Below are 22130 nucleotides of genomic sequence, written 5' to 3' on the forward strand. Positions count from 1 at the left end.
ACCGGGCGTCAGAAGCGTCGGTGTCGGCCACGGCATCGCGCTTGCCATCGAACACTTGTGAGCACTACGATCGGCGCCATGAGCCATCCCACACTGCTGTCGCCGATCCGGATTGGCACGATCAAGCTGCCCAACCGCGTCATCATGGGCTCGATGCACACCAACCTCGAGGAACTGGGCGAGGCCGGCGCGCCGGCGCTGGCCGCGTTCTTCGCCGAGCGCGCGCGCAACGGCGTGGCGCTGATGGTCACCGGCGGCTACGCACCCAATCCGGCGGGCCGCATGAAGGCCGGACCGGGCTATCTGAACGACGAAAGCCAGCTCGGCGCACACCGACCGGTCACCGCTGCGGTGCACGCGGCCGGCGCACGCATCCTGCTGCAGATCCTGCACAGTGGTCGCTACGGCATGCATGCCGACATCGTCGCCCCTTCACCGATCCGGGCCCCTATCTCGCGGGTCACGCCGCGCGAACTCGACGAAGCCGGGATCCGCCAGACCATCCGCGATTATGCGCAGTGCGCCGCGCTGGCCTGTGCGGCCGGCTACGACGGCATCGAGCTGATGGGTTCCGAGGGCTATCTGCTGAGCCAGTTCAGCGCACCCTGCACCAATCAGCGCGACGACGACTGGGGCGGTTCGCCCGAGAAGCGCCGGCGCTTCGCGATCGAGGTGGTGCGCGCAGTACGCGCGGCACTGGGTCCGGACCCATTGCTGGTCTTCCGTCTGTCGCTGCTCGATTTGGTCGATGGCGGCATCGAATGGCGCGACACCGTCGCACTCGCAAGGGCGCTGGAAGCCGAGGGTGTCGACCTGATCTCCACCGGCGTGGGCTGGCACGAATCGCCAGTGCCGACGGTGCAGCAGAGCGTGCCGCTGGCCCTGTTCACGCAGACGGTCGGCCGGCTGCGCCGTGAGCTGAAGGTTCCGGTCGCGGCCTCGAATCGCATCAACACCCCCGACATCGCCGAAGCGGTGCTGGCGCGCGGCGATGCCGACCTGGTCGCGCTCGCCCGCCCGCTGCTGGCCGACGCCGCCTTCGTGGCCAAGACCCGGGCCGGGGACAGCGACACCGTCGTGCCCTGCATCGCATGCAACCAGGCCTGCCTGGACCATTACTTCACCGGAGAGGCGGTCAGTTGCCTGGTGAATCCGGCCGCAGGCCGGGAACTGACGTTTGCCGCGGCGCCGCTCACGCGGCGAAAACGTGTCGCGGTCGTCGGCGGCGGTCCGGCCGGCCTGGCGGCGGCGACGACCGCCGCCAGGCGGGGTCACCAGGTCACGCTGTTCGAGGCCGACGACACATTGGGCGGTCAGTTCAGGCTCGCGGCGCACATCCCGGGCAAGGAAGACTATGCGAGGGTCGTCAGCGCATACGCGACGATGCTGGCCGAGGCCGACGGCCGGTTCGTGCTCGGCCAGCCGGTGTTGGCCGCCGAGCTCCGGGCGGAAGGCTTCGACGACATCATCATCGCCACCGGCGTGCGACCTCGCCGCCCGGACATCCCGGGGCTCGATTCGCCGATCGTCGTCGGCTACGAAGCGCTGCTGTCAGGCGAGGCCAGCGCCGGAGAACGGGTCGCGATCATCGGCGCGGGTGGCATCGGCTTCGATGTCGCCGCCTTCCTGACGCACGCGCATGCGCGACCGTCGCTCGACGACTTTGTCGGCCGCTGGCGTGCAAGCGCCGGAACGACCACCGACGCGGACACGACGCACCAGGTCTGGATGCTGAAGCGCTCGCCCGGACCGTTCGGGCGCAGCCTGGGCAAGACCACCGGCTGGGTGTTGCGGCGCGAGCTGGCCGACCACCGCGTGACCCAGCTCGACGGGGTCGAGTACCTGTCGATCGACGATGGCGGCATCCATTTTCGGCGCGACGCCGAGCAGCATTACCTCGAGGTCGACACCATCGTGTGCTGTGCCGGCCAGGAATCGGAGATCACGCTTGCGGATGAACTGCGTGACGCGGGCGTGTCGGTGAACGTCATCGGCGGCGCCGCGCTGGCGGCCGAGCTCGATGCGAAGCGGGCCTTCGAGGACGGCGTGAGAGTCGCGTTGCAGCTCTGAACGTGTGAGGAGAGTTCATGCCCATCCAACACCTGCGGGTCACCCGCGACGGTCCCATGCTCCGGGTCGTCATTCACCGACCCGACAAACACAACGCCCTGTCGCTGGACGTGCTGACCGAACTCGCAGAGACGTTCGCGCAGCAGGCTCTCGATCCTGAGCTGAAGCTCGCGGTCATCTCCGGCGCCGGGGAACGCAGCTTCGCGGCCGGTGGCGACCTCAGGCAACTCGCGGAAGTGCGTACCGAGCCGCAGACACGGGACATGGTGCGCATCGCGCGCGCCGCGCTGGACGGCATCCGCGACTTCCCGGTTCCGGTCGTCGCCGCGCTGAACGGCGATGCGCTGGGCGGGGGTGCGGAGCTCGCGGTGGCGTGCGACTTCATCGTCGCGCGTCGGGGCGCACGCATCGGCTTCATCCAGGGGCGCCTGAACCTCAGCACCGCCTGGAACGGCGGCATCCGGCTGTTCGAGCGGGTCGGCAGCCGGGCCGGGCTGCGCCTGCTGTGCCGGACGGAGATGACCGGCGGTGATGCGGCCCTCGCAATGGGGCTGATCGACGCGATCGCCGACGACGGACAGTCGCTCGACGAAGCACTCGAAGCCTTCTGTGCGCCGATCCTGCGCCAGACCCGCAATGTGCTCACCGCGTTCAAGCGGCTGGCGCGTGCGCACGCCGACGGCGCGAACCGCGCCGAGCTGGACCGGATCGAGATCGAGGACTTCGTCGCGAACTGGATACATGAAGACCACTGGCGGGTGGCCGCAGGCGTGCTGGACGACCGGAAATCCGTCTGAGCGAGCCGAAGCCGGTACTCAGCGCAACGATGCGTTCAGCGCGTCGAGCGCCTTGCTGCCAGGGCACAGATAGGCGTCGCCGAGCTGGTTGAGCGGCTTTTCGACCGTTATCAGCGGCACGAGTTGCGCCTTGTCGCCCGAAAAGCTGCGCGCGACATAGCTCGCGCCCAGTTGCAGCGCGAGCAGCACCAGATCGATCGGACTGTCGCTGTTGACGACACCGCGCTTGCTTTTCGAGCCCTTGTCGGCGGTGGCCGAGAACTGCCCCTTGGTCAGCCCGTAGACCCCGTTGTTCTCGACGATGCAGGTCATGCTCACGCCGCGACGCATCGCATGCGCGAACTGGCCGATACCGATCGAGGCCGAATCACCGTCACCCGACACCCCCAGGTAGATCAGGTCGCGGTTGGCGAGCGCGGCGCCGCCGCTGAGCCGGGTGATCTCTCTTCAAGGCGACCGAGACGCCGAGCGCGCGTTGCATTTGGCCTCCACGGCGGAGGCCCTTTATTGTCCGGGGGGCGGGGGAAGCGCGAGGCCGCGCTCTTCGAATACCCCCCGGGCCGCAGGATGCAGGGGAGCGGTGAGGCCGCCCGCCCACCATTGCCCGCCCGTGTCCGCGGGCCCGGCTTGCGGCAGGCTGTTGCGCATGTCGAGCAAGCTCCGAGTGAACGCGGACACAAGAGCGTCAGGCACATCGTTACGCGTCAGAACCGTGGCCAACACCGAAAACGTAGGGACGTCCTCGTCGAGATCCGGATAGGCTGACGAGGGGATCGTGCCGGGGATGAAAACCGGGTTTTCGGACAAGAAGTCACGAATTGCCGGACCCGTCGCACCAACCACATCGACCTCGCAATTCTCCAGCGTGCGCGCAACTGCCGCGTTCGGGTGGCCGATGACGAGGATCACCGCATCGAGCCGACCGTCGCAGAGTTCATCCAGTGCGACCGACGTCGTGATTCCGCTCAATTCCTCGAAATCTGTTTCTGAAAGCCCGAGCGCCGCAAACAGCCGCTCGACGGTTGGTCGGCGTCCTGAATTGAGCGGGCCACGATCTACACGCAGGCCGCGCAAATCTTCGAGATCGCGAACCTGTGCCTCCTGCCGGGCAAGGATCGTGAATGCCTCCGAATAGAGCGAGATCACACTGCTCAGGGCACCACCACCCGCCCCTCTCAGACTAAAGCGTTCAGTGTAAACCGCATCGCGCTGCAGATCGGACTGGACTATGGCGAAGTCCAGATCGCCACGGCGCAGAGCGGCAAGATTGTAGAGCGACCCGGGGGTCGGATCGGGGCTGCACCTTTGCATTCCGGCAGCATCTACGTTGAATTCGGCACAAATCGACTTCGCGGCCTCATAATAGGCGCCCCCCAATGGACCGGAACCAAAGGTAACGATGCGAAACGGTGAGTCGATGCGATCCTGAGCGATGGCAGGCAGGGCGAAAACAAGTGCAAAAAGGCCTACGAAAAGGGCTTGCCGAGTGGCCATGCGCTGAAAAATGTGCAACGATCGGAACATGTCCGCCAAGATAACCCATTCTGCCGCTCCAGTCTTGGACAGAAGCTAGTCATGCCGGAACTTTTCTACGACATCCCCTTGCGCGAACTGGCGATTGTATTCTCGGCTCTTGCCGTCGTTGCCGCGGTTGTTGGGCTGGTCGTCGTAAAGCCTGGACTGCGCATCCTGTTCGGGACCGGACCGGACTTCAACCAGAACGTCAGCTTCGGTGGGTCGGGATTCAACCTGTTCTACGGCCTTTTGCTTGGCCTTCTCACCGTCGCGGCCTATCAGAACAATCAACGCGTCGCACAGGCCATCGAGGCCGAGGCTAGTCGACTTGGCTCGATCTATGCCGATCTGGATGCCTACCCCGAACCTGTCCGGTCAGACGCCAAATCCCTTATCCGGGACTATACGCTATTCACGATGCACCGCGACTGGCAGGCGCACCGCACGGGCGATTTCCTCGACGGTGGCGCACACAGGGCCGACGTGATCAGATCCACTCTGGCAGGGTTCGAACCCGAAACACCGGGACAGATCATCCTGCACGATGCCGTCATCAGGTCACTGCAGGAATTCTCCGAAGCCCGCCAGCAAAGGGTCCGGGGTGTGACCACGGAGATCCCCGACGTTCTTTGGTATGCTGTCCTTGTCGGCGCGGCAATCAGCGTGACGCTTCTCGCGATGCTGCGCATGCGGCTTCACCAGCACCTGTTGCTGGCGACGATCTCTGCCTTCTACCTTAGCGTCATCCTTTTCGTCATTGTCGTGCTCGACGATCCGCTGCGCGGCGAGGCGGGGCTCGACCCCGGGCCATTCCAGCAACTGTGGGAGCGGCAGATGATCTGGGATGACGAGGTAGGCTGATGGCGGAATTCCGGACCCGGGAAGTCGAGGGCATGCGCCAGGTCGTCATCGACATTGCCGACGAAACGGTGCGGGCCCGGAGCGGGGCGTTGTCCAACCTGCAGGGCCGGATCGAGTTTGTGCCCCGTCTGCCAACACCCGGGCATTTCCTGCGCACCCTGATCAGCAAGGAGGCGCGGATCCGGCCCAGTTATTCCGGCACCGGACAAATCCATCTCCAGCCCTCGCTGAGCGGCTATCACATCTTCGACGCAAGAGAGGATGAACGGTGGATCCTGGAACCGGGGGTTTACTGGGCGAGCGAAGGCTCGATGGATCTCGGGCTCTACCGCGAGCGGTTCTGGCCAAGCCTCTGGGCCGGGGACGGCATGATCGTCTGGAAGACGACAATCGCAGGCTGTGGTCGTGTTGCCATCAACGCACCGGGGCCGGTCGAAGTGGTCGACGTGGACGATGCGCGCTTCGTCGTCCAGGGCCGGCTCGTGCTCGGGCGCACAGACGGTCTGCGCTTCACATCGGAGCGTGCAGCGAGATTTCCCCGCAATCTCTTTTCCGGTCAGTCGCGAATGCGGGTCTATTCCGGCAGCGGGCGGTTGCTGGTTTGCTGGACACCCTACTGGAACCATCACATCTACACGCGCATGACGGGCGAAGATATCGAGGGAACCCTCTTCGAATGATTGGCAAGTCACGTCTCTTCGCACCAGGCACACCCGGCATCGCCTGGGCGTTTGCCTGAACGCACACAGCAACCGGAATAGCCACATGATCAGCGCCTATGACGCTCCGAACGGAACTCTTGCCCGCGTCGAGGCAGAACCCGCGGCCTTGCCGAGGGCTATCTGGGTCGACCTCTTCTAGCCGACGCGCGAGGAGGAGGACCTTGTAGAGAGCCTGACCGGGCTTGATCTGTCCACACGCGAAGACATGAGCGAGATCGGCAGTTTTCTGGAAGGCGGCGGGTCGAGCGGCACGAGCGGTGGTGGCCTGATGGGGCTGGTCTCGGGCCCCCTCGGCGGATCGAAGAACACCGGCAGCGGGCTTGGCCAGATCGCACAGATGCTTGACGCCGATGGCGATGGCTCCCCCCTCGACGACATCTTCCAGAGGGTCATGAAGACTTGATCCCGGGAGAACGCTCAACCCGGACCGTCCCGCGCGTTTCACTGCAACCGAGCCGGACTATCGCCGTGAGAAGCAGATAGAGCTGAGCAGTGGACAAAGGGGGCCTTCTCGCCAAGAAGCGATGTGGCTTGCAAGGCGGGTGGGTGTTTTTTGGGGTTGGATCGACCGCTGAGACGTCGCACCGAGCGTGTCTTACGCGCTCCACGATGACTTTGCTGAGTTGTGCACCTCAAGTTGTACAATTTGGTCGTCAGGTAATCGCTTGATCTCTGTAAGCTCTGGTCACAGCCGATACCCTTTTCCATACTGGCGATGGCCGTCAGCAACTTTACGCGGCTGCGTTGGTGAATGGCTGTCAGCACAGCCAGCAGAGTCCAAGACCGCGCAGGTCACACGGCTCGCACCTTGCAGTTGATGCTCCCCAACGCGACACTGGCGCACGCGAGCCTCGCCGCGTGCTTTCATTTTCCAGATACAGTACCGGCGCGAGTGACCCGCCACGCCCCCCGCGCTCAGCGCATCGCAGCCCCGGTCAGCTCATGAAGCCGCGCGACCGCTGCGGCGTCCAGACGCAGTGCGCGCGCCAACTGTGCGAGGTAGGCCACTTCGGCCTCGGTATCGACGTCGATCGCCAATAACGATGCGGCATAAACCTCGGCCGCGACGATCTGGCTGTGAACGTCGGCGACCAGCCCGGCGAGGTCGAGCGGACGGCGGAGTTCGTCGAGCACCAACTGGCGCTCTTCGGGTGTGATTCCATCGGTTCCGATCTTGCCGGCGATGCGTTCCATCTCCTGCTCGTCCACCTGGCCGTCTGCCTTGGCAGCCGAAATCATCGCGCGTACGATCAGGCGCTCGGTCGCCGGATCTGCGAGTGCCTGCAGCTGTTGCGCCGACAGACTCTGTGCCCGAGACGCACCCGTTTCGCCGCCCGCCCCGGCAAGTCGCCCCTGGAGTGCATTCACCGCCAGGGCGCCCAGAATCGCCATCGCACTCCCGCCCAACGCCCCTTTGACCGACTTTCCGCCGCCACCCAGCAGTGCGCCTGCGATTGCGCCCAGGCCGCCGAGCTGCCCCCCGGTCAGATTGCCTGCCTGCTTGCTGCCGAGAAAGGTCTCGGCGAGGCCACGCAGATCGCCAAGACCGCCGGCGCCGGTCCCTGCAGTCCCGCCGGTGCCCGCGCCACCGAGTCCGCCCAGCAGACTGCCCAGCATCTGCTCGATTCCGGCGCCACCCGCCCCGCCCAGACCCTGGGGGCCCACGGTGCGCTCAAGGCGCGCGCGACTCTGACCTGCCATGCCCTGCTGAAGCAGCGCGCCAACGATGTTTGCAAAGCTCATGGTTTCTCCTGATCAGGCAAGACTGCCGTGAATGGATGGACGAACGGGACCGTAACGCAAGCGCTGCGCTCAAGCCTGAGGCGGAATGCGCAATACCTGCCCCGGATAGATCTTGTCCGGGTGGTTCAGCATGGGTTTGTTGGCCTCGAAGATGGTCATGTATTTGTTGGCATTGCCGTAATGCGTCTTGGCGATCGCGGACAGCGTATCGCCCCGGACCACGGTGTGAAACTTCGCTTCCGGTTCGGAAACGAGCACGGTCATCCGGTCGTCGACCTGCGCCACGCCCTGCACGTTGCCAGCGGCCAGCAGGATCTTTTCCTTGGCGGCCTGGTCGGGCGCGGTGCCGGACACGGTCACGAGCTGGCTCGCACCATCGAAGCCCACCGCGAGGTCGGCTGGCGCAAGTTCGAGGGCCTTGATGTACGCGGTGATAGCCTCCGCAGCCTTGGCATTCGCGGCGGCCGAATCCACTTGTGCGGATTCGGCCGCCTTGGCCTCGCCGCGTCCAAAAAGCTTTTCGCCTGCGTCCTTGATGAAGCTGAACAATCCCATATCACTCTCCTACATGTCGCATTTACAGTTGATTGTCTACTCTATCTCATCGCAGGCTTGACCGATACAAAGGTTCCGAGACAACTTCTTCGTTTGATTGATCAGCGCAGCATGCCCGATGGGCGCGCAGCGCCTCCATCCACTATCCGCTGCCATTTTCCCCGAGCGTATCTCTGCAACTGCGTCCCCTCGAACCGCCAGAGGTGCAGCCAGTCGTTGTCGCGCAGGTGCGCGACCACCGCGTGCCTGTTGATCACCGCTTCGATGATGGCACAGGGTGCATCGATCACCACGGTCAGCCGCTACTTGTGCTGCTCGACGAACTTGGCGACCGCTGCGATGCGGTGAACGGGATGGCCATCGACCCGACCCAATAGATCGGCGTGTCGCATCCCTTGATCAGTCGCTTGAAGAAATCGATGAACACGTCGGCGGTCATGTTGCCTCGGGTGCACATGAAAGGCAGTTGCCCCTGCGGTGCACCCCGCATCGCGCCACGCCGGTCAGTACAGTATCCGGCAGCGAATCGTCCCTTCGATGGAGCACAGCTCGTCGTAGGCGATGTGGCGTGCCGAGGCATCGACGTCGATGACCACATAGCCGACATCCTGAGTGGTCTGCAGATATTGGCCCGCGATGTTGATCCCAGCCTGCGAGAAGCGCTCGTTGATGCGCGCAAGCATGCCCGGGATGTTCCTATGAACATGCAGTACGCGACACATACCGGCGTGTCCGGGTAGCGAAACCTCGGGAAAATTCACCGCCGACATCGTCGAACCATTGTCGCTGTAACGAATCAGCTTGGCGGCCACCTCGTGACCGATATTGACCTGCGCCTCCAGCGTCGAACCGCCCACGTGCGGTGTCAGGATCACGTTGTCGAAGCGTGTCAGGGGCGACACGAAGGGGTCATCGTTGCCCTTGGGTTCGACCGGGAAGACATCGATCGCGGCGCCGAGAAGATGCCCGCTGTCGAGTGCCGCGACCAGCGCGTCGATATCGACAACCGTACCGCGCGACGCATTGATCAGGCAGCTACCGGATTTCATCTGCGCGAGCGCGCTCGCGTCCATGAGGTTCTGCGTCGCGGGAGTTTCCGGAACATGGAGGCTGATCACGTCGGCCACCTCGAGCAAGGCTTGCAGCGATGGCATCTGGCGCGCGTTGCCGAGCGACAGCTTGGGTTCGATGTCATGAAACACGATGGTCATGCCCAACTGCTCGGCGAGCACGCCAACCTGGGTACCGATATGTCCATAACCAATGATGCCGAGCGTCTTGCCGCGCACCTCCCACGAGTTTGCCGCACTCTTGAGCCAGCCGCCGCGATGCTGGGCGGCGTTCTTTTGCGGGATACCGCGCATCAACATGATGATCTCGGCCAGCACCAGTTCGGCTACGCTTCGCGTGTTGGAAAACGGCGCATTGAATACCGGGACGCCATGGTGCGCGGCCGCACCGAGGTCGACCTGGTTGGTACCTATGCAAAAGCAGCCAATCGCCGCAAGCCGCGGCGCCTGCGCCAGCACCTCTGAGGTGAGGCGAGTGCGCGAGCGTATACCGACAAAGTGCGCATCGCCGATCGCGGCAACCAGCTCGGCCCCGGACAGTGCGCCCTTGTGCTCCTCGACATTGGTATAGCCGCTGGCTTGCAGTGCCTGCACGGCCGATGCATGAATGCCCTCGAGGAGCACGAATTTCAGCTTGTCCTTCTGGAACGAAAGCTCGGTTTGCATTGCTTCACCTCATTCAATCATTGTTGCGGCCGCGGCGCGTTTGCGCGGTGGCCGCAACAAACGGCCTGACTGCTCTGGCCTCCGAAATCACCCGGATGACGATCTGGCGTCGATCATGGAGGGAACCCTGCCCCGGCCTCGGCTGTTTCGAGGGCGGGGCAGAGTTACGTCGTCAGCCACACGGTTGGATAAACAAGGCCCCGTGACTATCGTTCAGTGCCCAAGGCTACTGCCCTTCCAGGAACTTGGTCCAGTACTCCACGTCGTGCTGGAGCGCGTCAAACGGCTCCAGAAAGTTCGCCACCTCGGCCTCGAGGGATCGCGGCTGCAGCGAGCGCTCAAACTCCTTCACCGGTTTCCCGTAGTGAATCGGGTTCTGCTGATTGTCAAGTTGATGTCGGTGGGTCGGCTGGTAATGGCCCAGACAACGCGATTGCGCACCAGCAAGCACAGCGGCAAAGTCATGGCTACGTTGGGGCATCCGCGCTTTCCTTCTAGTGACTCGGTCTCGAGTCGGCAGTGTGGCGATAGAAACTGTCCGCGTTTGTGCGGTTCTTCACACAGCTCTCTAACGGTTGGGGCACGCACGAAGTTGACGGGATCGCTCCGACGGGCATTCTTGCACGATCCCTGCATCATTGCGTTTTCCGCGACTTCAATCCCGACACAGCGCTTGCCTATACAGTACCATTTCAGTACTATATATGTGGTAAACAACGACCGAGCAAAAAATCATGCTGCGGATCAGCAAACTCAGCGACTACGGCACGGTGATCATGGCGCAGATCGCAGGCGAACCCACGCGCCTTCACAGCGCCGCCGACCTGGCCGAATCGCTCGGACTCGGTCTGCCCACCGTCAGCAAGGTGCTCAAGACACTCGGCCGCCACGCGTTGGTCACGAGTCTGCGCGGGGCACGCGGAGGCTACACACTGGCACGGCCCGCACACATGATTACCGTCGCCGACATCATCGACGCGCTTGAGGAGCAACCGTTCGGCCTGACCGAATGCAGCGCCACCTCCGGCTCGTGCGACCTGGAAACCGGCTGCCGCATTCGCGGAAACTGGTTGAATATCAGCACCGTGGTGCGGCGTGCGCTGGAAGACGTCAGCCTCGCCGACATGGTCGAACCCGTTACACACACGACACTCGATGGCGTCCATCCGATCCATGGACCGGACCGCCGTAACAAACACACCACGGCATGACCTGGAGGCTAGCAGCATGAAAACCACCACCCGCCCCGACCCGATCGGAAACTTTCTGGACAAGGATTACGCCGCCGGTTTCGTCACGACACTGGAAACCGACTCCGTGCCGAAGGGTTTGTCGGAAGACGTGATACGCGGAATTTCGGCGCGCAAAGGCGAACCGGAGTTTCTGCTCGAATGGCGTCTCAAGGCGTATCGAAACTGGCTGGAGATGAGCTCTCCACAATGGGCGATGGTGAGTTATCCGCCCATCGACTTTCAGGACATCGTCTATTACTCAGCACCCAAGTCGAAGAAGGATGGCCCGCAAAGTCTCGACGACGTCGACCCCGAACTGTTGCGCACCTTCGAGAAGCTTGGCGTGCCTTTGCACGAGCGCGCGCGCCTGGCCGGCGTGGCGGTGGATGCGGTGTTCGATTCAGTGTCGGTCGGCACCACCTTCCAGAAGGAGTTGAGCCAACACGGCATCATCTTCTGTTCGTTCTCCGAGGCAGTGAAGGAGCACCCGGAACTGGTGAAGAAGTATCTCGGCACTGTCGTGCCGCCGGGCGACAACTTCTACGCTGCGCTGAATTCCGCGGTGTTCTCCGACGGCTCCTTCGTGTTCATCCCCAAAGGCGTGAAATGCCCGATGGAGTTGTCCACCTACTTCCGCATCAACGCCCGCGACACCGGGCAGTTCGAACGCACCCTGATCATCGCCGAGGAAGGCGCGTCGGTGAGCTATCTCGAAGGCTGTACCGCGCCGATGCGCGACGAGAATCAGCTCCATGCGGCAGTGGTCGAGCTGGTCGCGCTCGACGACGCCAAGATCAAGTATTCCACGGTGCAGAACTGGTATCCCGGCGACAAGGACGGCAAGGGCGGCATCTACAACTTCGTCACCAAACGTGGTGACTGCCGCGGCGCACGCTCGCACATCTCATGGACGCAGGTCGAGACCGGCTCCGCGATCACCTGGAAGTACCCCAGTGTGATCCTGCGTGGCGACGACTCCGTGGGTGACTTCTACTCAGTCGCGCTCTCCAACCATCGCCAGCAGGCCGACACCGGCACCAAGATGATCCACATGGGGCGCAACACCAAAAGCACCATTCTATCCAAGGGCATCTCCGCCGGGCGCGGCAGCAACACCTTCCGCGGTCTGGTGCGGGTCAGCCCCAAGGCCGAGGGCGCACGCAACTACACCCAGTGCGACTCCCTGCTGATTGGCGACCGCTGTGCCGCACACACCTTCCCGACCATCGAGGTGCGCCACCCTTCGGCGCGGGTCGAGCACGAGGCGACGACCTCTCGCATCGGGGAGGATCAGCTGTTCTACGCCATGCAGCGTGGTATCAGCGCGGAGGATGCCGTGTCGATGATCGTCAACGGCTTCTGTCGCGAAGTATTCAAGGAACTACCCATGGAATTCGCCGTCGAGGCGCAAAACCTGCTTGGCGTCAGCCTCGAAGGCAGTATCGGATAAGGAGAACCACACAATGCTCGAGATCAACAATCTACAGGCTTCAGTCGACGGCACGGCCATCCTCAAGGGTCTGAACCTGAACGTGAAGGACGGTGAAGTGCATGCCATCATGGGACCGAACGGATCGGGCAAGAGCACGCTCGCACAGGTGCTGGCCGGACGCGACACGTTCGAAGTCACGGGCGGCAGCGTCACCTGGGACGGACAGGATCTGCTCGCGATGGAAACCGAGGAGCGCGCGCGCTCCGGTCTGTTTCTCGCGTTTCAGTATCCGGTCGAGATCCCCGGCGTATCGAACGCCTACTTCCTCAAGGCCGCAGTCAATGCGGTACGCCGTCATCGCGGCCTGCCCGAGTTCGACGCGATGGACTTCCTCGCCCGCGTGAAGGCCGAGATGAAGGCGGTCGATATGCGCGAGGAGTTCCTTTATCGCTCCGTGAATGAGGGCTTTTCGGGCGGCGAGAAGAAGCGCAACGAAGTGCTGCAGATGGCGCTGCTCGAGCCCCGCCTGGCCATCCTCGACGAAACCGATTCAGGTCTGGACATCGACGCACTGAAAGTCGTCGCCGACGGCGTCAATCGCCTGCGTTCGTCCGAACGCTCGCTGATCGTGATCACCCACTATCAGCGTCTGCTCGACTACATCGTGCCCGATCATGTGCATGTTTTGTCGAAGGGACGCATCGTGCGCTCCGGCGGCCGCGAGCTCGCACTGGAGCTCGAAGAGCACGGTTACGGCTGGATCGGAGACGAAAGCGAAGCGACTGGTGCGCCGGGCGCTGCAGGCGGCCAGTCATGAGCGCCATCGACACCTGGGTCGCGCATTTCGATGCGCGCGCGGCGAACCTCGCGGGCGCGGGCATACCATGGCTGAGTACACTGCGCCGACAGTCCATCGACCGTTTCGCTGCGGAAGGCTGGCCGACACGCCGGCTCGAAAACTGGCGCCACACGTCGCTCGCCTTCATGGAGCAGCAGTCCTTCAGCGCCCCGGTCGCACCCGCCGACCCGGACCACACGCTCACGCCATTGCGCGGAGCGGACGACGCGAAGGCGGACGGCCACTGGCTGGTGTTCGTCGGCGGGCGCCATGCGCCTGCGCTATCGACCATCGGCCCTCTGCCCGCTGGTGCGTCGATCGCGAGCCTTGCCGATGCGCTCAACGACCCGCAACACGCGACGGCCGCAGACATCGAAGAGGCCTACGGCAAGGCCGACGACGGCGACAGCCCGGCCGCACTCAATACCGCATTGGCGAGCGACGGTGCGATAATCCGTCTCGCGCGCGGCGTGGCCGTCGAAGCGCCCATCCATCTGGTCTTTATTGCCGGCCCAGACGACGCGACACGCCATCTGCGCAACCTCGTCATCGCCGACGCCGGCGCAAACGCGACCATCGTCGAACACTATCCCGATAGCGGTGCGGCGGCGACACTCACCACGGTCGCCACGCGTATCCGTGCAGGCGCCGACGCCCACATCACGCACATGAAACTGCAGCAGGAAAGCGTGCAGGCCATTCACATCGCCACCATCGACGCGTTGCAGTCGCGCGGTTCGATGTTTGCATCCCATTCGCTGTCCTTCGGCGCGCGCCTCGCCCGCAACGACATCCGCACCCGTTTCGACGGCGAGGCATGCGAGACCCTGTTCAACGGTCTGTATCACGTCGATGAACGGCGCCACGTCGACCACCAGACCCTGATCGACCACGCCCAGCCGCTCGGCACCAGTCGCGAGTTCTACCGCGGTCTGCTCGACGGCAGTTCGCGCGGTGTTTTCGCCGGGCGTATCGTCGTGGCCCAGGACGCCCAGCGCAGCGATGCGATGCAGCGCTGCGACAACCTGCTGCTGTCGCGCATGGCCGAGGCTGACGCGCGTCCGGAACTCGAAATCTACGCCGACGACGTCAAGTGCGCCCACGGTGCCACCGTCGGGCAGATGGATGAAGACAGCCTGTTCTACCTGCGCACGCGCGGGCTGGACGAGGGCCATGCGCGACAGCTGCTCACGTATGCGTTTGCTGCCGAGGCGCTCGCACGTATTGGCCTCGTGCCGCTGCGCGAACGCGCACGGATGGCGTTGCTCGCGCGCCTGCCCGGGGGCGAACGCCTGGAGGAAGTGTTGTGAACATGATCAACGATGCCACTCACCTTTGGCCCGAACGCCTGCAAGTGGCTGGGGACTTCCCCATCCTTGCGCGCCCGGTGCATAAGCGTCGCCTTGCCTATCTCGACAACGGCGCGACCACACAAAAACCCGATGTGGTGATCGAGGCCGAACGGCGCTTTTATCGCGAATCCAACGCCAACATCCACCGCGGCGTGCATTGGCTGTCGCAGCACGCGACCGACCTCTACGAAGCTGCGCGCGGTACCGTGCAGCGCTTCATCAATGCCCCCCACGCCGACAACATCGTGTTCACCCGCGGCACGACCGAGGCGATCAATCTCGTCGCACAAAGCTGGGGGCGCACGCAGCTACGCGCCGGTGACGAGATCCTGATCACCACCATGGAGCATCACTCCAACATCGTGCCGTGGCAGATGCTGTGCGAACAGACCGGGGCGGTGCTCAAGGTCGCCCCCGTGACCGATGCGGGAGAACTCGACTGCGAAGCCTTCGAGGCATTGCTCGGGGATCGCACCCGTCTGGTCGCAATATCCCACGTATCGAACGCGCTCGGCACCATCAATCCGGTCGAGCATCTCACGCGCAGGGCACAGGCAGCCGGTGCGCTCGTCCTGATCGATGGCGCACAGGCGGTAGCCCACCAGAAGGTCGACGTGCAGGCGCTGGGCTGCGACTTTTACGCGTTCTCAGGCCACAAGCTGTACGCACCGACCGGCATCGGCGCGCTGTATGGGCGCGGCGAATTGCTCGACGCGATGCCGCCATGGCAGGGCGGTGGCGACATGATTCGCACGGTCAGCTTCGAGGGCACGACCTACGCCGACGCGCCACAGCGCTTCGAGGCCGGCACACCGAACATCGCCGGCTCGATCGCGCTCGCCGCGGCCATCGACTACGTCACCGGAGTCGGCATCGATCGCATCGCCGCCCACGAACATGCGCTGCTCGCGCATGCGACGGCCGCGCTCGGCGACATTGAAGGGCTGCGTCTGATCGGCACGGCCGCGCACAAGGCCGCCATCGTGTCGTTCATCATCGACGGCATCCACCCCCACGACCTCGGCACCATACTGGATACCGAAGGCGTTGCGATCCGCGCCGGCCACCATTGCGCCATGCCGCTGATGACCCGCTTCGGTATTCCCGGCACCGCACGCGCATCATTCGCGATGTACAACGACGAAACCGATATCGCCGCGCTGGTCGCCGCCATCCACAAGGCCCAGGACCTTTTCGGCACCCGCCGCTCACATTGACCCCACGAGACCGCCCATGAGCGACATCCACGACAATCTGCGCGAGCTCTACCAGGAGTTGATTTTCGATCACAACCGCAAGCCGCGCAATTTTCACCCCATGCCCGACGCCGACCATTACGCCGAAGGGCACAACCCGCTGTGCGGCGACCAGCTCACGGTGTACCTGCGTATCGAAGACGGGGTGATTGCGGAGGCGAGTTTCGTCGGCCACGGCTGCGCCATTTCGACCGCGTCTGCCTCGCTGATGACCGAAGCGATCAAGGGCAAGCCGGTCACTGAGGTCGAGGCCTTGTTCCGCGACTTCCACGCCATGCTCACCGAAGCCTCGCCCGAACAGGTCGAGGCGGCGCGCGACTTTGGCAAGCTCGCGGTTTTTGCCGGCGTGCGCGAGTTTCCCGCGCGGGTCAAATGCGCCACGCTGGCCTGGCACACCCTGCACAACGCGATCGTCGGCGCCAGCGACCTGGCACGCACAGAATGAGGAGTCAATGACCATGGGCGACCGCCACGCCGAAACCGAAGCTCGCATCCTGAACCGCGATTGCGCGGCAGTGAGCGTTCCCTGGGGTCGTTCGGAAACGCTGGAAGAAGGCAGCTACGCGCTGATCACCCAGCGCCTGGGCGGCTCGATCACCGTGATGACAGGCGGAAATCTTTACCGCATCGACGAACGCAACGCCGACGCACTGGGTTTGGAGCCGCAGATCCCCGACGCCGCCCTGGCGACCACCAGCGTCGAGGGCGAAACCGACGCCGAGAGGATCGAGCGCGCCGCATGGGCGCAGCTGGGTACCTGTTTCGATCCCGAGATTCCGATCGACATCGTCAACCTGGGGCTGGTCTACGCCTGCACCGCCGAAGCGCTACCAGATGGGACCTACCGTGTCGCGGCGAACATGACGCTCACGTCCCCGGGCTGCGGCATGGGTACGCTGATTGCGGACGAGGCCCATCACAAGCTGCTGACGATTCCCGGCGTCAGCGAGGCATCCGTGGATCTGGTGTGGGATCCGCCGTGGAGCCGCGAGATGATGAGCGAAGCGGCCCGCCTGGAGATGGGCCTGATGTGATGTGGCTCCCGCCCCCAGTGCGTCAGCCCCGAGTAGATCGTCCTATCGTGGGCGGGTTAATGACTTGAAAGGAATCCATGAAGCTGGCGGAGAGGGCGGGATTCGAACCCGCGTTAGGGTATTACCCTAAACACGCTTTCCAGGCGTGCGACTTAAACCACTCATCCACCTCTCCGTGGAAGCCCGCGATTTTAACAGAACTCAAGCGCTGCGGAACCCCTTTCGACTCGGCGCAAGCTGCGACCGACGCCTGTCGGTCAACTCTACGGCGTCTGCGAGTCCGGCTCCGAATTGAAGTCTTCAGGGCCAAGTCTGGGGTAACGGACATAGTCCACCAGATTCTGGATCTCCGCAGGGGGCGGGCGCGTCAGCAGGCTGACGATCACGATGGTGACAAAGCCCAGGGCAACGCCGAACATGCCGGCGGAAATCGGATGGATGCCGAACCACGCGTTGTCCAGCGAGCCGCCGAAGAACGGGTGGGTGCGCACCACGTAGAACAGCGTGGTCGCCAGACCGGCTAGCATGCCCGAAATCGCACCCTCGCGATTCGCGCGCTTCCAGAAGATGCCGAGCACCAGCGCCGGAAAGAACGAGGCCGCAGCGATCGAGAACGCCATGCCGACCATGAACAGAATGTTGTCCGGACGCAGCGACGCGACCCAGGCCGCGACGACCGCGACGATCAGCAACTGCCCCTTGGAGATCACCAGGCGCCGGTGGGTCGAGGCATGCGGATTGATGACCTTGTAGTAGAAGTCGTGGGACAACGCATTGGAGATGGTCAGCAGCAGACCGTCCGCAGTCGATAACGCCGCGGCCAGCCCCCCTGCCGCGACCAGACCGGCCACCACATACGGCAGGCCCGCAATCTCGGGGGTGGCCAGCACGATGACGTCGGTGTTGAGGCTCAATTCGGCGAGCTGCAGTAAGCCGTCGCCGTTGATGTCCTCGATCTTGACCATCCCGACCCTGCCCCAGGACGCCACCCATTTGGGCAGTTCGGCGATGCTGGAGCCGATCAGGTTAGTATAGACCTCCCACTTCGCGAACACGGCATAGGCCGGCGCGGTCACGTACAGCAGAAAGATGAAGAACAGCGACCAGAACACCGACTTGCGTGCCTCGACCACCCCCGGCGTCGTGTAGTAACGCATCAGGATGTGCGGCAGCGAGGCCGTGCCGACCATCATCACGAACATCAGCGCGAGGAAGTTGTTGTGCGAGATGCGCGAGGCCTCGGGCGTCGCACCGGGGTAAGCTTCGGCGTGTCGAGGCGGAATCTCGGCGCGTCGCAGCGCCTCCTGACGCGCCCGCTCCCACTGTTCATGCGCCTGCTCCGGGGTCCTGGGCAGATCGCGCAGCGCGCGTTCGGTTAACGAAATATCCCGTGCCGACGCATTCGTCATGCGCAGTTCGTTGAGGCTGTCGATCAGCGACCGGCGCTCCTGCTCCAGCGACTCGGGCAGATGCAGGATCTTGGCCGCATAATCGTCGGCGCGATAGCGATACTGCTGCTGGACCTGCGCTTCGGCCGGATCCTCGAACAGCTCGGACTCCTTTTCGGACAACTGGCTGAGGACGCTGCCATAGACCGCCTGCGGAATCGGGATGCCGGTGACCTTGTACGACAGAATCACCACCGGGACCAGGTAGGCGATGATCAGGATTACGTACTGCGCGACCTGGGTCCAGGTCACCGCGCGCATGCCGCCGAGAAACGAGCACACCAGAATGCCGGCCAGGCCGATGAACAGTCCGATCTCGAACTCGACGCTGACGAAACGACTGGTGATCAGACCGACACCGTAGATCTGCGCCACCAGATACACGAAACTCGCCAGCGCGGCGGCGACCAGTCCGACCAGACGGGCGACGTTGCCCTTGTAGCGCGCACCCAGAAAATCCGGAATCGTGTACTGGCCGAACTTGCGCAGATAGGGGGCGAGCAGCAATGCAACCAGCACGAACCCACCGGTCCAGCCGGTCACGAAGGCGAGCCCTTCGAACCCTGCGAAATACAACGTTCCGGCCAGACCGATGAACGAAGCCGCGCTCAGCCAGTCGGCCGCGGTGGCCATGCCGTTGAACACCGCCGGTACTCGCCGACCCGCGACATAGTACTCGGACACGTCGGAGGTGCGACTCATCACGCCGATGCCGGCATAGATCGCGATCGTCGCGAACAGGAATACATGGCCGATCGCCGACTGCGACATGCCGAGGTATTCGCCGATCGCCAGCAAACCGATGAAGAAGACGAAACTGCCCGTGTACCACGTGTAGTAGCGCTTGAGCTGGCGGGAGTACCCGTTGTGGCCGCTCACTGCAGGCCTTTGCTCCAGGTCGGTGCGGCGACGCGGGCCTCCCGCAGCGCGCGTTCGGCGAAGATTGCAGCGGTCTGCCGACCGTCAGTCAATACTTGATCCTCGCGTAGTACGACTTCTCGGCGGCCTCCCGAGCCTCACGCAGCGTCCGGATCCCCTTGTCGGCCAGCAGCGGGATCATCTTTATGAAGATCTCCGCGGTCACGATCGCGTCGCCGAGCGCGGTGTGCCGTCCGACGATGTTCAGGTTGAGTCGATCGGCCACGGCATCCAGGCGATGCGAATCCTGATTCGGATGCAACACCGCCGACAGCAACAAGGTGTCGAGCACCGGCTGATCGAAGACCAGACCGGTCGTCTTTTCCTTGATCTGCAGGAAACGCATGTCGAACGCCGCATTGTGGGCGATCAGCACGGTGTCGCTGGCAAAAGCGTGGAAGGCCGGCAGGACCTTGTCGATGGTCGGCTGCCCGACCAGCATCTCGGGCTGGATGCCATGGATCGGGATGGACTCGGGCGCGAGCTTGCGGCGCGGGTCGACCAGTTGCTCGAAGGATTCCTGCCGCAACATCTTGCCGTTGACGATACGGGTCGCGCCGATCTGGATGATCTCGTCACCCTGGGACGGATTCAGGCCGGTGGTTTCGGTATCGAAAACCGTATAGGTGAGTTCGGTCAGCAGGCGGTCGTCGAGGGCATGGGACTTCTCCGACCATTTGAACAGGTCGAAATCGTAGTACTCCGGACGGCTCTCGCCGCGCGACAGCAGCGACGAGTCGATCTGCTCCTGCGGGTTCGCGGCCGGCAGCAGGATCCTGAAGAAAGCGCGATGCTTGACCTTCTCGCGCTCGAGCCAGATCTCACCGCCATGGCGCTCGACGACGTCGCGCACAGTGAGCGGGCTGCTCTCGCCATCGAAGTTCATCGCTTCGAGTTCCCAACTCATCACCGTTTCGGTGCTCATCGCCTGTCCCTGCCAGATCAGGTCCAGATGGACCAGACGGCCTGCACTGCTGAGACGGAAGCGAACCTCGCGAACCTCGAACTCCTCGGACAGTCGATTGACCAGATAGAGCAGCGCCTGCAGCAGCGAAAAGCTGTCCACTTTTACCCACAGGGATTGGTCCAGCTCCTCGATCTTGGTCGGGACCTTCAGCCGTGCCTCGATCCGTCGCTGTGCGGCTTCAACCAGATCGGCCCCCAGCATCTCCTCCAGCGGCCAGCGCGCCTTCAGGGCGTCGGCGAACTGGTTGGCGGTCTCGTCGAGTCGCTCGCTCATCGACTTCACTTCGTCCCGGATGACACCCCGGAAACGCGCCCTGAGCGCCTCCTCGAGATCGGAGTAGTCGAGCATCTCGGCGGCGGCACGCACATTGGCGAGCGCTGCGCGGTTGCCCTCGGTGAGCACATGCAGCATCTGATCGCGCCGGGATTCATTCTCGAAATTGCGGGTGATGTTGTCGAGCATCAGGATGAAGCCGGTCATCTGCCGCTCGGCGTCGGGATCATCGTCACTTGCAGGATTTCCCAGCGAACCGCTGAGCACCGGCGACATCTGCACGCGCAGCAACTGCCCTGCCCGGCCCGTCGTGATGAAGTTTGCGTCGGCCTGCTCGGTCTCATGACGCAGCTTGTGCTGAATGGTTTCCAAAGCGTGGGCAACCAGGTTGCGATCGAACACGGCGTAGATCGACCGTCCCAGGCCAATCAGTTCGCCGCCGCCAGCAACCGTGGGTGCATCCGACAAGGCCCGGAACTGCTGCCTGGCCCGGCTGTTGTATAGCAGGATACGCCCGTCCAGATTGCACACGACGACGCTCTGGGTCAGTTCGGACATCAGCGCCGCCAGACGATTCTTTTCCTCCTCGACCGATCTCTTGGCTTCGGCGATCTGTGCTTCGACATCGCGAAGAAGTTCATCCCGCTGCTGAGCAAGCGCATTGGCTGTCTTGGCGAGTTCCCGGACTTCCGGGGGGCCCTTGGGCTCGATGCGGAACTCGCGATTTGCACTGAGCATGAGGTGCTGCTGCTCGGCCATGCGCAACAGCCCCTTCACGTACTGGCGAAACAACCACCGGATGACGCCCACACCGGCGGCGAATCCGATGATCGTCATAATCGCGCCCAAGGGCAGGCGCGGGCCGATCAGGTCGTTCAGCAGTGTCTGCTCGGCCGGTTCGGCACTGAGCCAGATCAGGATCGCGGTCAACACGAACGGCCCGGTCATCAGCAGACCGAGCACGATGATGGCCAGGATAAAACGAGTTCGCGCGTTCATGCGTCAACCCTCGGCCAGCATGCTGCGTACGCGCTCCACCAGTTCCTTGGTCGAGAATGGCTTGGTCATGTAGGCATCCGCGCCCAGAGCCAGACCCTTCGCTACCTCGGTGTCCCGTCCCTTTGCCGTTAGCATCAGGATCCGCACGGATTTCAGCGCGGGATCCCTCTTGATCTCCTGGCAGACCTCGAAGCCGCTCTTCTTCGGCATCATCACGTCGAGCAACACGAGATCGGGCATTTGACTGCGTATCTTGTCGATCGCCTCGGCACCATCGACCGCGATCGAGACATCGAAGCCCTCGCGTTTCATCAAAAACTCGAGCGAAATGACAATGTTCTGCTCATCATCCGCAATCAGAATCTTGTTTCCCATACGGCTC

General features: G+C 63.5%; 22 protein-coding genes and 1 tRNA gene. 12 read left to right on the plus strand and 11 right to left on the minus strand.

Annotated elements, in window-relative coordinates; translation table 11 throughout:
• Window positions 1-78 precede the first annotated feature (78 nt).
• Together ACKVEX_RS15810 and ACKVEX_RS15815 are read left to right on the plus strand one after the other, a co-directional pair.
• The gene (locus ACKVEX_RS15810) at window positions 79-2070 is read left to right on the plus strand and encodes an FAD-dependent oxidoreductase (RefSeq protein WP_473216703.1); all 1992 of its coding nucleotides are present in this window, start codon (window positions 79-81) and stop codon (window positions 2068-2070) included.
• A gap of 17 nt (window positions 2071-2087) precedes the next feature.
• Window positions 2088-2867, plus strand: a complete 780-nt coding sequence (locus ACKVEX_RS15815) for an enoyl-CoA hydratase/isomerase family protein (protein ID WP_473216704.1) — start codon at window positions 2088-2090, stop codon at window positions 2865-2867.
• Between the two features lie 18 nt (window positions 2868-2885).
• On the opposite strand, the gene ACKVEX_RS15820 is transcribed toward ACKVEX_RS15815, so the two are convergent.
• Window positions 2886-3308, minus strand: a complete 423-nt coding sequence (locus tag ACKVEX_RS15820; protein WP_473216725.1) for a thiamine pyrophosphate-dependent enzyme — start codon at window positions 3306-3308, stop codon at window positions 2886-2888.
• Between the two features lie 63 nt (window positions 3309-3371).
• Complete coding sequence (locus ACKVEX_RS15825; RefSeq protein ID WP_473216726.1) at window positions 3372-4391, minus strand: TAXI family TRAP transporter solute-binding subunit; 1020 nt, start codon at window positions 4389-4391, stop codon at window positions 3372-3374.
• Between the two features lie 51 nt (window positions 4392-4442).
• Here ACKVEX_RS15825 and ACKVEX_RS15830 point away from each other — a divergent pair, with 51 nt between their 5' ends.
• The 3 genes from ACKVEX_RS15830 (at window position 4443) to ACKVEX_RS15840 (ending at window position 6368) form a co-directional block, all read left to right on the plus strand.
• Entirely contained in the window at window positions 4443-5243 is an 801-nt protein-coding gene (locus tag ACKVEX_RS15830; protein ID WP_473216705.1) for a bestrophin-like domain, read from the plus strand.
• On the plus strand, window positions 5243-5923 hold the full coding sequence (locus ACKVEX_RS15835) for an AIM24 family protein (protein WP_473216706.1): 681 nt from the start codon (window positions 5243-5245) through the stop codon (window positions 5921-5923). Before ACKVEX_RS15830 ends, ACKVEX_RS15835 begins: the two co-directional genes overlap by 1 nt.
• Before the next feature lie 247 nt (window positions 5924-6170).
• Window positions 6171-6368 (plus strand): hypothetical protein, encoded by a 198-nt coding sequence (locus ACKVEX_RS15840; RefSeq protein ID WP_473216707.1) that lies wholly within the window; start codon window positions 6171-6173, stop codon window positions 6366-6368.
• A gap of 512 nt (window positions 6369-6880) precedes the next feature.
• Here ACKVEX_RS15840 and ACKVEX_RS15845 read toward each other — a convergent pair.
• The 5 genes from ACKVEX_RS15845 to ACKVEX_RS15865 form a co-directional block, all read right to left on the minus strand.
• Window positions 6881-7708, minus strand: coding sequence for a tellurite resistance TerB family protein (locus ACKVEX_RS15845; RefSeq protein WP_473216708.1), 828 nt, complete (start codon window positions 7706-7708; stop codon window positions 6881-6883).
• 69 nt (window positions 7709-7777) lie between these two features.
• Window positions 7778-8263, minus strand: a complete 486-nt coding sequence (lysM, locus tag ACKVEX_RS15850) for a peptidoglycan-binding protein LysM (protein ID WP_473216709.1) — start codon at window positions 8261-8263, stop codon at window positions 7778-7780.
• A 295-nt stretch (window positions 8264-8558) separates the two neighbouring features.
• Window positions 8559-8702: a hypothetical protein gene (locus tag ACKVEX_RS15855; RefSeq protein WP_473216710.1), complete on the minus strand. Its 144-nt coding sequence runs from the start codon at window positions 8700-8702 to the stop codon at window positions 8559-8561.
• 64 nt (window positions 8703-8766) lie between these two features.
• On the minus strand, window positions 8767-9999 hold the full coding sequence (gene serA / locus ACKVEX_RS15860; protein ID WP_473216711.1) for a phosphoglycerate dehydrogenase: 1233 nt from the start codon (window positions 9997-9999) through the stop codon (window positions 8767-8769).
• A gap of 226 nt (window positions 10000-10225) precedes the next feature.
• Window positions 10226-10480 carry a hypothetical protein gene (locus tag ACKVEX_RS15865; protein WP_473216712.1) on the minus strand — a complete coding sequence of 85 codons (255 nt, stop codon included), beginning with the start codon at window positions 10478-10480 and terminating at the stop codon, window positions 10226-10228.
• Between the two features lie 253 nt (window positions 10481-10733).
• On the opposite strand from ACKVEX_RS15865, the gene ACKVEX_RS15870 reads away from it, so the two are divergent.
• Genes ACKVEX_RS15870 through sufT form a run of 7 tightly spaced genes read left to right on the plus strand, consistent with a single transcriptional unit; the run spans window position 10734 to window position 17143 of the window.
• Window positions 10734-11210: an SUF system Fe-S cluster assembly regulator gene (locus ACKVEX_RS15870; protein ID WP_473216713.1), complete on the plus strand. Its 477-nt coding sequence runs from the start codon at window positions 10734-10736 to the stop codon at window positions 11208-11210.
• Between the two features lie 16 nt (window positions 11211-11226).
• On the plus strand, window positions 11227-12681 hold the full coding sequence (gene sufB / locus ACKVEX_RS15875) for a Fe-S cluster assembly protein SufB (protein WP_473216714.1): 1455 nt from the start codon (window positions 11227-11229) through the stop codon (window positions 12679-12681).
• A 13-nt stretch (window positions 12682-12694) separates the two neighbouring features.
• Entirely contained in the window at window positions 12695-13480 is a 786-nt protein-coding gene (gene sufC, locus ACKVEX_RS15880; RefSeq protein ID WP_473216715.1) for a Fe-S cluster assembly ATPase SufC, read from the plus strand.
• Window positions 13477-14811: a Fe-S cluster assembly protein SufD gene (gene sufD, locus ACKVEX_RS15885; protein ID WP_473216716.1), complete on the plus strand. Its 1335-nt coding sequence runs from the start codon at window positions 13477-13479 to the stop codon at window positions 14809-14811. Before sufC ends, sufD begins: the two co-directional genes overlap by 4 nt.
• Window positions 14812-14813: 2 nt before the next feature.
• Complete coding sequence (locus tag ACKVEX_RS15890; protein ID WP_473216727.1) at window positions 14814-16070, plus strand: cysteine desulfurase; 1257 nt, start codon at window positions 14814-14816, stop codon at window positions 16068-16070.
• Between the two features lie 16 nt (window positions 16071-16086).
• A complete protein-coding gene (gene sufU / locus ACKVEX_RS15895; RefSeq protein ID WP_473216717.1) occupies window positions 16087-16554 on the plus strand; it encodes a Fe-S cluster assembly sulfur transfer protein SufU in 468 nt (155 codons plus the stop codon).
• Window positions 16555-16567: 13 nt separating this feature from the next.
• On the plus strand, window positions 16568-17143 hold the full coding sequence (gene sufT / locus ACKVEX_RS15900; protein ID WP_473216718.1) for a putative Fe-S cluster assembly protein SufT: 576 nt from the start codon (window positions 16568-16570) through the stop codon (window positions 17141-17143).
• Between the two features lie 84 nt (window positions 17144-17227).
• Here the strand turns inward: sufT and ACKVEX_RS15905 are convergent.
• From ACKVEX_RS15905 to ACKVEX_RS15920, 4 genes are all read right to left on the minus strand, one after another.
• Window positions 17228-17318: transfer RNA gene (locus ACKVEX_RS15905), tRNA-Ser, on the minus strand.
• Between the two features lie 88 nt (window positions 17319-17406).
• Window positions 17407-19470, minus strand: a complete 2064-nt coding sequence (locus ACKVEX_RS15910; RefSeq protein ID WP_473216719.1) for a sodium:solute symporter family protein — start codon at window positions 19468-19470, stop codon at window positions 17407-17409.
• 88 nt (window positions 19471-19558) lie between these two features.
• Entirely contained in the window at window positions 19559-21748 is a 2190-nt protein-coding gene (locus ACKVEX_RS15915) for a 3'-5' exonuclease (protein WP_473216720.1), read from the minus strand.
• Between the two features lie 3 nt (window positions 21749-21751).
• On the minus strand, window positions 21752-22123 hold the full coding sequence (locus ACKVEX_RS15920; protein ID WP_473216721.1) for a response regulator transcription factor: 372 nt from the start codon (window positions 22121-22123) through the stop codon (window positions 21752-21754).
• Window positions 22124-22130: the final 7 nt, after the last annotated feature.

The organism is Denitraticella aggregata, assembly GCF_048158365.1.
Classification (GTDB): Bacteria; Pseudomonadota; Gammaproteobacteria; order Burkholderiales; family Rhodocyclaceae; genus Azoarcus_F.

Coding starts and splice junctions, on each gene's coding strand:
- ACKVEX_RS15825 (WP_473216726.1), bottom strand. CDS start 4,391: ATGTTCCGATCGTTGCACATTTTTCAGCGCATGGCCACTCGGCAAGCC.
- ACKVEX_RS15890 (WP_473216727.1), top strand. CDS start 14,814: ATGATCAACGATGCCACTCACCTTTGGCCCGAACGCCTGCAAGTGGCT.
- ACKVEX_RS15870 (WP_473216713.1), top strand. CDS start 10,734: ATGCTGCGGATCAGCAAACTCAGCGACTACGGCACGGTGATCATGGCG.
- ACKVEX_RS15840 (WP_473216707.1), top strand. CDS start 6,171: ATGAGCGAGATCGGCAGTTTTCTGGAAGGCGGCGGGTCGAGCGGCACG.
- ACKVEX_RS15810 (WP_473216703.1), top strand. CDS start 79: ATGAGCCATCCCACACTGCTGTCGCCGATCCGGATTGGCACGATCAAG.
- ACKVEX_RS15845 (WP_473216708.1), bottom strand. CDS start 7,708: ATGAGCTTTGCAAACATCGTTGGCGCGCTGCTTCAGCAGGGCATGGCA.
- ACKVEX_RS15855 (WP_473216710.1), bottom strand. CDS start 8,702: ATGACCGCCGACGTGTTCATCGATTTCTTCAAGCGACTGATCAAGGGA.
- sufB (WP_473216714.1), top strand. CDS start 11,227: ATGAAAACCACCACCCGCCCCGACCCGATCGGAAACTTTCTGGACAAG.
- sufT (WP_473216718.1), top strand. CDS start 16,568: ATGGGCGACCGCCACGCCGAAACCGAAGCTCGCATCCTGAACCGCGAT.
- ACKVEX_RS15865 (WP_473216712.1), bottom strand. CDS start 10,480: ATGCCCCAACGTAGCCATGACTTTGCCGCTGTGCTTGCTGGTGCGCAA.
- sufC (WP_473216715.1), top strand. CDS start 12,695: ATGCTCGAGATCAACAATCTACAGGCTTCAGTCGACGGCACGGCCATC.
- lysM (WP_473216709.1), bottom strand. CDS start 8,263: ATGGGATTGTTCAGCTTCATCAAGGACGCAGGCGAAAAGCTTTTTGGA.
- serA (WP_473216711.1), bottom strand. CDS start 9,999: ATGCAAACCGAGCTTTCGTTCCAGAAGGACAAGCTGAAATTCGTGCTC.
- ACKVEX_RS15915 (WP_473216720.1), bottom strand. CDS start 21,748: ATGAACGCGCGAACTCGTTTTATCCTGGCCATCATCGTGCTCGGTCTG.
- ACKVEX_RS15920 (WP_473216721.1), bottom strand. CDS start 22,123: ATGGGAAACAAGATTCTGATTGCGGATGATGAGCAGAACATTGTCATT.
- ACKVEX_RS15830 (WP_473216705.1), top strand. CDS start 4,443: ATGCCGGAACTTTTCTACGACATCCCCTTGCGCGAACTGGCGATTGTA.
- ACKVEX_RS15835 (WP_473216706.1), top strand. CDS start 5,243: ATGGCGGAATTCCGGACCCGGGAAGTCGAGGGCATGCGCCAGGTCGTC.
- sufD (WP_473216716.1), top strand. CDS start 13,477: ATGAGCGCCATCGACACCTGGGTCGCGCATTTCGATGCGCGCGCGGCG.
- sufU (WP_473216717.1), top strand. CDS start 16,087: ATGAGCGACATCCACGACAATCTGCGCGAGCTCTACCAGGAGTTGATT.
- ACKVEX_RS15815 (WP_473216704.1), top strand. CDS start 2,088: ATGCCCATCCAACACCTGCGGGTCACCCGCGACGGTCCCATGCTCCGG.